Origin of the sequence: Spirosoma liriopis (genome assembly GCF_023196085.1) — a bacterium.
GTDB classification, from domain to species: domain Bacteria; phylum Bacteroidota; class Bacteroidia; order Cytophagales; family Spirosomataceae; genus Spirosoma; species Spirosoma oryzicola.
In genome coordinates, this window is sequence record NZ_JALPRF010000001.1 from 1916546 (window position 1) to 1928557 (window position 12012).

The window sequence follows — 12012 nt, forward strand, 5'->3', positions numbered from 1 at the left end:
TTACATATTATTAATACTTTTTTTTCAGAAAAAATCTAATTACCTGATAGACAGGCCAAATCAGATCCTTACGTTTTGATATCTATACCAAACAAGGCACTCGCGAAAATTCGAATAGATCATAACTATCATAATGACTATATTAATGAACTTGATGATAGCTCTTGTACGAGAACGATATAAGTATAAGGTTTTGCACAGTTTGTGTCAAAAATCTATTCACCAGTAATATTTGAAAAATATTGTGTTTTTAGAACTAGGTCCCACTGTAAAGGCGACTTATCAGCGGTCAGCTTGCCATTGTCCAACAAAGCCTCTCGGTATTTGATTAATGTAATGGCTCGAATGTCAACTGCCGTTATGCTCTCCGAAAGCGAACTTGCGTCACTCGCAAGCTCCGCCCTTAACCATAGCTCGGCACTCAGGGAGTGATTCAGATGCGGCTCATAGCCTAAGAACCGTGTCAAACGCTGCTTCACCTGCAAGCCGTAGGGCGTGAATGTCTCATGGTAGTATGTATAGTCGCGCGGCGGATAGGTCGAACATAAGTTCTGCTTCATGTCGGCATTGCGAACCATTTTGACGTGTTCAATGGCTTGGTGAATGAAATCATTGCCAGAAAGCTGATTTTGCCGGTAATTATGAACGAGCGCCCGCAGGTAGGTTTCGTAAGGGAGTGTGACGTGTTGAGGTGGCAGATAGCCGAGAAGACGCTTGATGAGGAGAAGTCCCACATTCTCTAAATCGACCAAGACAGTACTGGCTACGGCGAGGTCGTCCCACTGAACCGCTGACCGCCGTCCCTTCTCGATCACAGCATCTAAGTCAATCTTCGCCTGGGCATTCCCCAACTCCGGAATATTGATCCCCAATGGCATATTCCATTTCATCTCAGACCTGCCAGCAGAACGGCTTTATTTTCTTATATTAGCCAAGCGAAACTGAAGATCAAACACTTAATCGCTCAAGATGTATGGATAAGATATGGGGTAACGACAAATCGTATCCTGCTGGATATGTTCACATCGAAGCACATGTACGCAATGCCCAGGATAAGATCCGCCAATTGGATGAGCAGATCAAAAACGTGCCTCATGATCGCCCTGAGTTGACGCTAACCCCGCTTGGTTTTCCAAAATTGAGGCAATTAGGGAACCATGACCGTCAGGTATCGTTTTTACGACGATTACAAGAGGACATTCGCAAGGAAACCTATGGGGAGGTCGAAAAGGCGCTTGCCGATATTGATCCGCAAAGCGCACAGAATGTCAGAGATAGAGTGCTGCAAGACCTATATACCGACCCTTCCGAACACGTAGTGCCAGGTCAACCTCAGCAAGATAAAGACCAGCAATGGAATATAGACAAGTCGCAAGATTTAATGGTGCAGTTCTTCGATAGAACAGAGCACAAGGAACCAGTTGTAGAGCCATCTGCTGAAACCAATCAATGGCCACAATCGATGTCCGACCGCTTTATGCAGTCACTTCATTATAACAAGGGCTATGACAAGGCGGATATAGAACCGGACAAAACGCCGGAGCCAGATATTGAACTGGACAAAGATTAGTCCGATGTACTGCCCTCGCTGAAATCGGCCTGTTCCTTTATGTTGAAGAGCTTTTGTTGTAGCTCTGCTTTTTCTCGCTCTAGTACCAGTATACGCTCGTAGAGTTCGACTATCTTATCGATTGGATTAAAAGTCGGATAGTAATTGACTACTGCGGACTGATCATGGTTGTTGATCGTATTCGCAACAACATTGACAGCAGCTTCTTCTGTGAAATTTCTGATAGCCTCTTCTGTCACTCCCAAAGCTTTAGACAGCTTTTGCAAAACCGGAGCGTCCAACACTTCTTTTTGTTCCAATTGCGATACCGCCTGCTGGCTTAAGCCTAACGAGGTCGCTAGGTAGTCTTGCTTGACGCCAAGGATTTCCCGTATCCGCTTGACGTTGCGACCGTGATGTATCATAGGCGGCATGTTGTCCATGCACAAAGCTAAGCGAAATCGCGCTGGTAAAAAACAAGGCATTGGCTTGTGCGATACAAGCAGTAAAAGGGCAAATGGCTTTGTCACTGCCGTAATTTTAGGGGCTTTCTCTCATTGATCACCCTTAAAACACGTTATCATGATACCCAGCCATCAACAGGATATTCTCTTTGATGATTTCTCAGCCCTGCAAACCCTTGCTGGCCACAAATCTCTTCACATGCCCTCCCTAAACGCCAACTGTGATTGCGCCGGCTATACCTCCACACAAGACGATGAAGACTGTGATACCGTTCAAATCGCCCGCGCTACTGCTGAGGCCAATTGATGAGGAGTATTCTTATGCGGTCAACTGCTCATTTCCGCATTCGTTGCGGATTTTGAACAGGACGCAGCGTGACATTCTCAAAGCCATCGATAACCAAACCAGCCTGTCCGATCTTTCTAGCACTCTCGCTATTCCAGCTGACATGCTAGAGGGCTTTTTGCGCCTGCTCTCACAAACTGAAATTATCCGCTTTGACGATCAATTTAGCAGACCGCAAAAGCCAGACAGTCCCAAATCGCTCAATTTCTGGATTCACACCACCAATAGCTGCAACCTCAGCTGTAGCTATTGCTATATCTCGACGCTGAACACGACCGGCGGCATGCCAGATGCGACCCGGCAGCAATTGCTTGAAAAGATGGTGGATACCGCCAGACAGCGAAAAATCAAAAATATCAAGTTAAGGCTAGCCGGTGGAGAGCCTTTGGGCCAGTTTAAATCCTGGAAAACATTTATCCCTGAGGCCAGAAAAGCTTTAAGTGAGGTTGGCTGCAATTTGGACTTCTCCTTCATCACCAATTTAACCATTCTGACCGACGAGATACTTGAATTTTCAATAGAGCATGGCATCAGCTATGGCGTGTCTCTGGATGGTCTAGGATCATACAACGACGCCACCCGGACGTTTCGCTCCGGTCGGGGCAGCTTTGACATCATTGATCGTAACCTGAGAAAGCTCCTCTCTCAGCAGATTGTCGTCTCAGTCAACACGGTCATCACTGACACAAATCTGCAAGGCTTGCCTGATCTGACCCGGTATATGATCGATCTCGATGTGCCGTTCCGGTATTCGATTGTCAAAGGCGAAGCGATCAACAGCCAGTTGCTGGAAAACAGCCTACTAGAATGCTATGCGATCATGGAAGCGGCGATTCAGACCGGCTGGCGCTTTTCGAACCGACACCAGTTCTGCGACCTGAAACCTAATGAACTCGGTTTCCAGACCTGCGCATCCGGTTTTTCCGGGGGTGCGATTTATGTCGATGGCACGGTCAACTATTGCCACGTCCACTTTGGCGATGCGACGGAACTGTCTCATTCTCTTTTCAGCGACGAGATGGATCTGGTGGATATGATCGAACAGGGCAGTCACTATGAGGCTATGAAGTCAACGGACTGCCAGTCCTGCCGCTACAAATCTGTTTGCACCAGTGGCTGTCCCGTGTATCGGATCGATGGCAAAGACCCGCAATGCAGTATTTATCATAAATTCATCCCCTTGATCTACGGATTACAAGCTAAAGAGAGATTGAAATTATTGAAGGAATATCAGATAGTTTAGGTTGAGAGTTATCTCAAACACTCCCCTCCCCTAAAGCTATGGTGATTGATCTTGTCGTTACTGATCTCGGTGCTGGCGCTGTGCGCAACCTTTTATCAGCTGTATCTGCAACGGGTGCACAATGAGAGATCGGTCAGGCCGTTTGGTCAGATTGACTTTCTCGACCGCGACAGCTTACTGTCCGTCCATGTCAGCAACAACGGCATGGGGCCGCTGATCGTCGAAAAGCTGACTTTCATTATTGACGGCAACCATTATACTGATATCGAACACTGCCTGGATCTGGACCCAAGATCGTACATGCATATGACCATTCGCGATTCCGCCAAGAAGGTCATTCTGCCAAATGCTGGCTTGAAAGTTTTTGAAATTAAACTTGAAGGGTACGACGCCGAACAGGAAGTGGAGCGTATCAGACGGATGCTGACGCCGGTCACGCTGAAAGCAGACTGCCGGGATATCTATAACAACAAAGTCGTTGTCGAGCGGGACTTTCAGTGGTTTTCTAGACACAACACAGAGGTCAGCCGCCAGTGAATAAATCTAGGAATTAGATACCCTGTCATACTCTACCTACAGAAACCATAACCAATTTGGATTGCCACCGATAGAAGACGTTATGGATTAATTCAGACTAGCAATTATCAACTTCTTGCTTATTTCGGCTTGGCAGTAGAAACTACTAGACCTAAATTTCTCCAGCGTTTCTGTAGATCCTGTAAAGTATTGGTGCTCCATTTACCACCATTAGGAGTATCGATCCCTCTTTGAGTCAATTGTTCAACAGTGGCTCTAAATGTTGAAACACCCGTTTCTTGTTTAATATTATTAATCACTTCATACATTCTAACAGCGTACTCATCAGCTTTTTTAATCCTCTTCTTGTTTGCTTTCGCTGCTCCTATTCGCCCTGTCGTCAAACGAACTTTTTTCAACAAAACGGCAAACGCTTCCGATATAGAAGCGCTTAACTCCGGATCAATGGTTGATTTGAAACGAAAATCAGGGTTTTGCATTGCTTCTGCCAAATCAATTCCTTCGATCTTCTTGTCACTGATTATAGACAGTAGAATTTCTTCAGCGGACCTATTGAACTCACAAGTGACTTGTTTTTCTTGGGAGTTACTATCTTTCTTGGGCATAAGATGCTCCTTTGCATCTTTTATAGTCACGCAATTATCCAGAGAAGATGGTGTAGTAATTTCTCTGGAACTTTTATAAGGATCATTATTAGGTATTGTAATAGAGAGGAGCGTCGGATTCAATCCTAAGGGTGGGCTAAATCTAGACCCGCCTGTACTCATGAAGATGATTCGCGGGCTTCGCCTATCACGCCATAGATCTTTTGTTGACTCTACTCGATCTGGATTACTATTTGCCATTCTATATCATTAAAACATCATAACAAATTAAATAATCAGTGTGGTATGTAACAACAGATTTTTTTACCATATTTGTGTAGAAACGATACTGTTTCTACAAACCCAATAATTATGAGAAAGCATATCCTTATTTCCAGTGTAGTGCTCATTCTCACTGGACTGTTCGGCTGTGAAAACAGCAAAGTGGAAGTTAACGTGACGCCTAACGGAGCAAGAGCTGCTGCATCCAACATTGTAACAGAGATAAGGATTATACCTTATCCATATACGTATGGCTGGATATGGAATAAGTCTACTACTGACTCTGTAAGTGTTACATGTTATTATAACATGACCCTATCATCAGGCTCAGGCTGGGTTCAAGAGACGATAAAGGTTTTACCTGCACGCCAAGATTTTACCTACTGTAGAATGGGTGTTAAGCAAATTAAACTAGTAATCACATACGATAAAAGCTTAGGAACGTATGAATTTTTAAGCGGAAAAACGTATAGCTGCCGTTAAGTATTAAATACACGTGGCAGATGAATAACAATTGATCTGCCACGTGTCTATTATATCTACTTACGTATATATCTACTTACGTATGAAGCAGTCCGACGGAACGCGTTGCTTCTCTAATTAATCTACTATAGGGATTTAGCTGCTCAATTGATATTTATTCTAATCCGCTCTAGCGCCATTTATATTGTTGTGACGCATAATGTCCTCAATTCATTTCCGGTTCGATATCCAAGTCTTTGTCTTGATCTTTTGACTTGTCGGGCGTCTGCTGATCTTTGTCATCATACCGATTAGAGCGAAGCCAGGCAGGCAGGATGTTTTTATTTATCTGTTTCTCGGCCAACAGTTGTTCTCGCCCTGCCTTAAAGCCAGCATTGCGAGAATTATCCTCATCCATTGAAACGATCTTTTCGGCGAAATCCGGCATGTACAGAGCCATTGTGTAGCCCTCGTTAAAACCTTTTAAGTAATCTGTGTCAACATTGTCGCGCTCTTCCATCTAGAATGTATTTTTAGCGTTTTTCTCAAGGTAGGCGTCTATCGAATGGCGGTCATAGAGAATGATCTTCTTTTGCGGTTGTGAAAACCGGATTTTCCCCTCGTCCCGCAGCTTCTGCAAAGTCGTTTTGGATTTGATATTGAGGAGCTGCATCGCCTGCTCGTCAGAAAGCCACTTTTCTTGTTCGTTGCCGTGCTTTTCCTTAAGCCTGGCCACCACCTCTTCGACTAAGGCATAGAAAGCGTCTTCTTGAAGGCAGATAACTTGCATATTTATCTTATTTATAGAGAGTTAGCTAACAACTGAATTCATTTAACAGCTAGTCGAGCATGTAATACTATATAAACATAAGTCGAATTTTTTGGAATTGTCTCGCTTGAAACGTCGTTATCCGTTAAGCATATTACTTTAGAGACAAGGTAGTTGAAACATAGGTTTGATCAAAATGTCAGAAATGAACGCTTTTATTTCCTATAGTCATCAGGACAATCAAATGCTTGACATGTTGCACAAGCATTTAGCGCAGCTTAGAAGAGACAAAACGATTGCAACTTGGACGGACAGATTAATTCTAGCCGGAGGCAATCTGGACAATGATATATCGACGTCGCTTGAAAATTCTCAATTGTTTATAGCCCTTTTAAGCCCGGATTACATCGCATCTAACTATTGCTACGAGAAAGAATTTCAAAGAGCATTACAGATGCTGAGTGAAGGTAAAATCATCATCGTCCCAATTATCCTGGAACCCTGCGACTGGCAAAGTACTCCGTTTGGAAAATTCAAAGCCCTGCCTAACGACGGCAAAGCAGTGAGCACATGGGAAAATAAAAACAACGCGTTTCTGGATATTACTCAGAATCTGAGAAAACTGGTCAGTGGGAACGGTAGCCCTGCTGTCGTTCAGACTGGTGAAAAGCTTCCAGCCTCTTCTATGTCACGCAACTACAAGGTCAAAAAAGATTTCGATTCTATTCAAAAGATAGAATTCAGGCAGAAGACGTATCAAGAGATTACCGACTATTTGAAACGATATACAGAAGAGGTCATTCAACTTGATGGGATCAAAGTGATGACACTAGGGGATACTAAAACGGAATTTGAGAGCCTGATTGTAAATAGGAATAAGATTGAGACAGAGGCTAGGTTAAAGCTGTCAGTCAAATCAGACGTTCAAGAAACTAGTTATTCTCGTATGAACAGCGAGGGAGAGATTAATTACACAATCTCAACTCAGGGAAATCGCGGATCATCCAAAGGCTTTTCGCTTGCCTTTGACGATTACCATTTGTTCTGGAAACAAGTTGACCATTATAGCTCTCGCGATAACAAAGAACTTACAGCAAAAGAAATAGCGGATCTGATTTGGGACGAGTGGCTGGAAACAGTCGGTATTCTGTAGCAGCCGTTTAACTGTTCCAGTTCGGATCAATCTTAAAGTCGCATATGTATAGACAAAAATGTTGTCCTATTGTTGTCCTGAATAAAAAAGAGGTTGTATCAACGAATGATACAACCTCTTGATAATCAAGTACCAGGAGCGGGAGTCGAACCCGCACGGGCCGTAAAGCCCACAGGATTTTAAGTCCGGCGTGTCTACCAATTCCACCATCCCGGCATGCCCTCTTTCTTCGAAGCAGACATGTATGAAAAAAGCACCGGGGTCGGTGCCTTTTTTGGAGCGAAAGACGGGGTTCGAACCCGCGACCTCGACCTTGGCAAGGTCGCGCTCTACCAGCTGAGCTACTTTCGCGTTTGTTGTTCGCCATCTCTCGGCGAATTGTGGATGCAAATTTAGGGTGTTTTATTCGTTTGTCAAGTCTACAGCTTAAAATTTTTCATGTTTTTTTTACCCTCATCGTGTTTAAAACTGATCCTTAGCGGGTTAATACAATCAGCAGCAGAAAAAAACTGTTGAGACCGATGCTCGATAGCCACATCATACGCATGGTGTAGCGATAATTGGCAAAATGCGCATCCTGATGTACGCGCCAAAACCAACGGAGAAAAAAGACGATGGCAGGCATTAAGAACAACAAGTACAGCAACACGATATAGCTTCCATCGAAATACTTATAGAATCCAATAAGCGAGAAAATATAAATGGCAATAGCAGTGAAGAAAGTTCCCCGAACTCCTAAGAGTCGGCTAATGGTCATATCACCCCGACGAGCATCCTCTTCATGCTGGTATACTTGTGTAACGGGGTAAAGAGCCATCAGATTCAGCGTGGCCAGCACTCCGCCAAAAAGTAGCTTGGGCTGCGTTAAAGAGGACATGGGCAAATCATTGATGGAAATATACGTCATGACGTACGTTATACCTCCCTGAAGAAAACTAATCAGGAACCAGCTTAGAATTGGGTATTTCTTTAGCCGAATTCGGTCGTGGCTGTACGCTTTGGTCACGAAGCCATAAACGAGCAGGTAAACAATGAAAGGCCAGTTTACAAACATTCCCAACAAAAGCGCTATGCCGTCCAGTAACCACGATACCCAATAAAGGTCTTTGTCGACCGGGGGCGGAGTTTCTAAACCGCCAATACTTCCTTCATCTTTATCAAAATAGCTATTGTAGGCATTGCTGGCGGGATAAAGCAACAGATGAACAACGATCAAGACAAGAATCGACTTTCCGATAGAAGGTGCTGTTGACTGACTGACAGCAAACCAGAACATGGGTAGCAGAAAAAAGGAAAAAGGTACGCGTAGATGTAACCAAATCGTTCGGTTAGTCATGGGTGTTTCGCTCAGTGGGCTCAATTTACAGAACTTTCATTAATGAGTGTAGTTATACACCTGACAGTCCTCTATGAACAAATGAACGCTTTAGCGTACAGTCCCAATGCGATCTCAATCTGACGGTTATATTAATGCCATTGGTACGGCGGTACCGGATTTTTACGCGTCACAACAGCACGCGGCTGAGTTTATGGCCGATCTTCTTCAGTTTGATGAACGCGAGCGTCGTCGCCTGATGACTTTGTATCGCTATACACGAATTGAAAAGCGTCACACAGTCATGGCTGACTATACGCGGCCACCAGGCGAGTTCACATTTTACCCAAATACGCCCGGTATGGAGCCGTTTCCAACGGTGAGCCAACGAATGGGTGTTTATCGGCAGGAAACAGTTCCACTGGCTTTGAAAGCTATATACAACTGTTTTAGCAGTTACCCTGATTTCGATCCACAAACAATAACTCACCTGATTACGGTCAGTTGCACGGGGCTCTACGCTCCTGGTCCGGACATTGAAATCATTGAAGCTCTTGGTTTACCGACAACTACGCAACGACTAGCGATCAACTTCATGGGTTGTTACGGCGCTTTTAACGGTCTCAAATCCGCTAACGCGATTGTCCGGGCAGAACCAGAAGCAAAAGTGCTAGTTGTTTGCGTTGAGTTATGTACCATTCACTTCCAGAAAAAGACCGATACGGATTACCTTCTGTCAAACGCTTTGTTTGCGGATGGGTCAGCAGCGGTACTGGTTGAGAGTAAACCGCGCCCTGATCAATCGTTCCGCTTACGGTCTTTCTACTGTGACCTACTACCCGAAGGAAAGGATGCAATGGCCTGGCATGTGAGTGATTTTGGCTTTGAGATGACGCTTACCGCCGAAGTTCCGAATCATATCCAGCGTGGCATCGGCCAACTAATGCAGCGATTATTGACTCAATGTGATTTGACACTATCGGATATCGGCCAGTATGCACTGCACCCAGGTGGACGTCGGATTCTGGAGGTGATTGAGGCTGAACTAGGGATCACCGCTAACGATGACCGTTATGCATACAATGTACTTCGGCAATACGGAAATATGTCTTCAGCGACGGTTTTATTTGTTCTTAAAGCGATTTGGGAAGATTTACATTCGGGAGCTGCTGAGGTAGACACGAACCGGCCCAATATTCTGAGCTGCGCCTTTGGGCCGGGCTTGACATTAGAAGCGATGGTACTCGAAGCACTTACTCAGGAATCTGTTCTGTCGTCGACCTACGCTACGTCAGAATCTTCCAACGCATTAAGCCTAGCTTTGTAAGGCAGTAAAACAACGACGTGCGTAAAACACCCAATCCGTAGATCGAGCTCCGCCGAAAGTTAATCGACGAGGCTTCTTCAAAGTATTTTGTGGGGCAGGTTACTTCGGCAATCTCGTAGCCTTTGTAAAAAATCTGGGCGATCATTTCATTATCGAAAATGAAATCGTCCGAGTTATGGCTAAAGTCTAAGCTGCGTAATACCTCACCCGAAAACGCCCGGTAACCCGTGTGGTACTCCGACAGTTTCTGATTCATCAGCAGGTTTTGGGCAAATGTCAAAAACCGGTTAGCAACGTATTTGTACATAGGCATACCGCCCTTCAGCGCGCCTTTACCCAGGATACGCGACGCAAAGACAACCGGATATAGCCCATTGCCGATTATCGAGATCATGGCAGGCAAAAGCATTGGCGTGTACTGATAATCAGGATGTAACATGATTACAATATCGGCTCCTAATTCCAACGCTTTGGCGTAGCAGGTCTTTTGATTCCCACCGTACCCTTTATTTATATCATGCCGAATGACGTGCCGGATACCTAGTTGCCGAGCCACTTCAACGGTATTATCAGGGCTGGCATCATCAACCAGAATCACATCGTCTACTAAGTCAAAAGGGATTTCTCGGTAGGTACGCTCCAACGTTAGCGCAGCCCGATAAGCGGGCATTACTACAATAACTTTTTTATTATTAAACATAGGCCAAAACTAACGGGTTGATAGCATTATGCCAATTATTTGCTGCATGAAGCCAGCGGCTTCGATAGATTGAACGTAGATTTGTAGATTAATATCGACTTCTCCATCTTCTTGGCGTTGGTTCGCTATCTACCTTACTCTGTATGTTTTCAAACGAAACTGTATTCTTTCTAGGCTTTGCCGCGTTCGTTCTGCTTATTATGGCTATTGACTTGGGAGCATTCACCAAGCAGAAGAGCCATGTAGTAGCGTTTAAGGAGGCAGCCATTTGGAGCGCTATCTGGGTCGCTCTTTCGATTGCCTTCTATTTCTTTCTACAACGCTTCGGTTATCTCGTTCATGGTATTACCGACATGGCCCGACTGGAGGAAGTTCGCAACCGATACGCTGAACATGTCAAGCTAATACCTAACAATTTTCCGGCCAGTTTAGAGCGGTTCCAGGCTAATATGTCACTGGAATACATTACTGGGTATCTTGTGGAATATTCCTTATCTGCCGACAATATTTTCGTTTTTATTCTGATTTTCAAGTCGTTCGGCGTCCAACCACGCTACTTTAAAAAGATATTAGTTTGGGGAATTTTGGGCGCAATCATCTTACGGATGGTATTCATTTTCCTCGGTTCCGCCTTAATCCAACGGTTCGAATGGATTATGTACTTATTTGGTGCGTTTTTGGTCTATACAGGCTTACAACTGTTTTTTCAGAAAGACGAAGATGAAACGATTGAACCCGCTAGTCATCCAGTGGTCCGATTCGCCAGCAAATATTTGAGTATTTACCCCCGCAATGTCTCAGATAACTTTTTTATTCGGCGGAAATCGGACAAGAAGCTATTTGTAACGCCCCTGTTTATCATTGTTATCGTCATTGCCTTTACGGATATTGTCTTTGCCGTTGATTCCATTCCGGCGATTTTTTCGATCACGAAAGACCCATACATTGTTTTCTTCTCGAACGTATTCGCCATCATGGGGCTTCGCTCTATGTTCTTCTTCCTGTCGAGCATCATTAGCAAGTTCCGATTCCTGAAAGTAGGACTGGCCGTGTTACTTACATTTATTGGTGCAAAAATGCTGGCTGAACACTGGCTTGCCGGCATAGGATTTACGCCGATCTATTCACTGTACGTTATTGTTGGTATCTTAGGAATCAGCATCTTGGCTTCGCTGCTGATTCCAGAGAACAAATCTGAATCGACTAAAACCCCGGTGTGATTTTTATGCGTATTTTGATGCGCTATCGTTATTTCGCCTACTACATGCGTTATATCGATAG

Annotated in this window: 14 protein-coding genes and 2 tRNA genes; 7 read left to right on the forward strand and 9 right to left on the reverse strand. The window is 44.5% G+C overall.

The features are described 5' to 3' along the window. Positions 1-215 precede the first annotated feature (215 nt). Entirely contained in the window at positions 216-890 is a 675-nt protein-coding gene (locus M0L20_RS07915; RefSeq protein ID WP_248476411.1) for a hypothetical protein, read from the reverse strand. An 83-nt stretch (positions 891-973) separates the two neighbouring features. On the opposite strand from M0L20_RS07915, the gene M0L20_RS07920 reads away from it, so the two are divergent. Next, complete coding sequence (locus tag M0L20_RS07920) at positions 974-1570, forward strand: hypothetical protein (RefSeq protein WP_248476412.1); 597 nt, start codon at positions 974-976, stop codon at positions 1568-1570. Here the strand turns inward: M0L20_RS07920 and M0L20_RS07925 are convergent. Next, complete coding sequence (locus M0L20_RS07925; RefSeq protein ID WP_354004166.1) at positions 1567-2079, reverse strand: helix-turn-helix domain-containing protein; 513 nt, start codon at positions 2077-2079, stop codon at positions 1567-1569. The genes M0L20_RS07920 and M0L20_RS07925 overlap by 4 nt on opposite strands. Positions 2080-2267: 188 nt before the next feature. On the opposite strand from M0L20_RS07925, the gene M0L20_RS07930 reads away from it, so the two are divergent. Further along, on the forward strand, positions 2268-3602 hold the full coding sequence (locus tag M0L20_RS07930) for a radical SAM/SPASM domain-containing protein (RefSeq protein WP_248476413.1): 1335 nt from the start codon (positions 2268-2270) through the stop codon (positions 3600-3602). A gap of 51 nt (positions 3603-3653) precedes the next feature. Beyond that, on the forward strand, positions 3654-4139 hold the full coding sequence (locus M0L20_RS07935; RefSeq protein ID WP_248476414.1) for a hypothetical protein: 486 nt from the start codon (positions 3654-3656) through the stop codon (positions 4137-4139). A gap of 119 nt (positions 4140-4258) precedes the next feature. On the opposite strand, the gene M0L20_RS07940 is transcribed toward M0L20_RS07935, so the two are convergent. Next, positions 4259-4867 carry a recombinase family protein gene (locus M0L20_RS07940; protein ID WP_248476415.1) on the reverse strand — a complete coding sequence of 203 codons (609 nt, stop codon included), beginning with the start codon at positions 4865-4867 and terminating at the stop codon, positions 4259-4261. 228 nt (positions 4868-5095) lie between these two features. On the opposite strand from M0L20_RS07940, the gene M0L20_RS07945 reads away from it, so the two are divergent. Further along, positions 5096-5488, forward strand: a complete 393-nt coding sequence (locus M0L20_RS07945; RefSeq protein WP_248476416.1) for a hypothetical protein — start codon at positions 5096-5098, stop codon at positions 5486-5488. Positions 5489-5693: 205 nt separating this feature from the next. Here M0L20_RS07945 and M0L20_RS07950 read toward each other — a convergent pair whose 3' ends face one another. Then, complete coding sequence (locus M0L20_RS07950; protein WP_248476417.1) at positions 5694-5987, reverse strand: hypothetical protein; 294 nt, start codon at positions 5985-5987, stop codon at positions 5694-5696. Beyond that, positions 5988-6257 carry a helix-turn-helix domain-containing protein gene (locus M0L20_RS07955; RefSeq protein ID WP_248476419.1) on the reverse strand — a complete coding sequence of 90 codons (270 nt, stop codon included), beginning with the start codon at positions 6255-6257 and terminating at the stop codon, positions 5988-5990. 184 nt (positions 6258-6441) lie between these two features. Between M0L20_RS07955 and M0L20_RS07960 the strand changes: the two genes are divergently transcribed. Continuing rightward, complete coding sequence (locus M0L20_RS07960; protein WP_248476420.1) at positions 6442-7389, forward strand: toll/interleukin-1 receptor domain-containing protein; 948 nt, start codon at positions 6442-6444, stop codon at positions 7387-7389. A 130-nt stretch (positions 7390-7519) separates the two neighbouring features. Here the strand turns inward: M0L20_RS07960 and M0L20_RS07965 are convergent. From M0L20_RS07965 to M0L20_RS07975, 3 genes are all read right to left on the reverse strand, one after another. Beyond that, a tRNA-Leu gene (locus tag M0L20_RS07965) sits at positions 7520-7605 on the reverse strand. Positions 7606-7664: 59 nt separating this feature from the next. Next, positions 7665-7740, reverse strand: a tRNA-Gly gene (locus M0L20_RS07970). Between the two features lie 124 nt (positions 7741-7864). Next, positions 7865-8665: a UbiA family prenyltransferase gene (locus M0L20_RS07975; RefSeq protein ID WP_248476422.1), complete on the reverse strand. Its 801-nt coding sequence runs from the start codon at positions 8663-8665 to the stop codon at positions 7865-7867. Positions 8666-8831: 166 nt separating this feature from the next. Between M0L20_RS07975 and M0L20_RS07980 the strand changes: the two genes are divergently transcribed. Next, positions 8832-10031, forward strand: coding sequence for a type III polyketide synthase (locus tag M0L20_RS07980; protein ID WP_248476423.1), 1200 nt, complete (start codon positions 8832-8834; stop codon positions 10029-10031). Here the strand turns inward: M0L20_RS07980 and M0L20_RS07985 are convergent. After that, positions 9991-10731, reverse strand: a complete 741-nt coding sequence (locus tag M0L20_RS07985; protein WP_232560293.1) for a glycosyltransferase family 2 protein — start codon at positions 10729-10731, stop codon at positions 9991-9993. The genes M0L20_RS07980 and M0L20_RS07985 overlap by 41 nt on opposite strands. 143 nt (positions 10732-10874) lie before the next feature. Here M0L20_RS07985 and M0L20_RS07990 point away from each other — a divergent pair, with 143 nt between their 5' ends. Further along, complete coding sequence (locus M0L20_RS07990) at positions 10875-11951, forward strand: TerC/Alx family metal homeostasis membrane protein (protein ID WP_248476424.1); 1077 nt, start codon at positions 10875-10877, stop codon at positions 11949-11951. Positions 11952-12012: the final 61 nt, after the last annotated feature.

Coding starts and splice junctions, on each gene's coding strand:
- M0L20_RS07915 (WP_248476411.1), bottom strand. CDS start 890: ATGAAATGGAATATGCCATTGGGGATCAATATTCCGGAGTTGGGGAAT.
- M0L20_RS07920 (WP_248476412.1), top strand. CDS start 974: ATGGATAAGATATGGGGTAACGACAAATCGTATCCTGCTGGATATGTT.
- M0L20_RS07930 (WP_248476413.1), top strand. CDS start 2,268: ATGAAGACTGTGATACCGTTCAAATCGCCCGCGCTACTGCTGAGGCCA.
- M0L20_RS07945 (WP_248476416.1), top strand. CDS start 5,096: ATGAGAAAGCATATCCTTATTTCCAGTGTAGTGCTCATTCTCACTGGA.
- M0L20_RS07950 (WP_248476417.1), bottom strand. CDS start 5,987: ATGGAAGAGCGCGACAATGTTGACACAGATTACTTAAAAGGTTTTAAC.
- M0L20_RS07955 (WP_248476419.1), bottom strand. CDS start 6,257: ATGCAAGTTATCTGCCTTCAAGAAGACGCTTTCTATGCCTTAGTCGAA.
- M0L20_RS07960 (WP_248476420.1), top strand. CDS start 6,442: ATGAACGCTTTTATTTCCTATAGTCATCAGGACAATCAAATGCTTGAC.
- M0L20_RS07975 (WP_248476422.1), bottom strand. CDS start 8,665: ATGTTCTGGTTTGCTGTCAGTCAGTCAACAGCACCTTCTATCGGAAAG.
- M0L20_RS07980 (WP_248476423.1), top strand. CDS start 8,832: ATGCGATCTCAATCTGACGGTTATATTAATGCCATTGGTACGGCGGTA.
- M0L20_RS07985 (WP_232560293.1), bottom strand. CDS start 10,731: ATGTTTAATAATAAAAAAGTTATTGTAGTAATGCCCGCTTATCGGGCT.
- M0L20_RS07990 (WP_248476424.1), top strand. CDS start 10,875: ATGTTTTCAAACGAAACTGTATTCTTTCTAGGCTTTGCCGCGTTCGTT.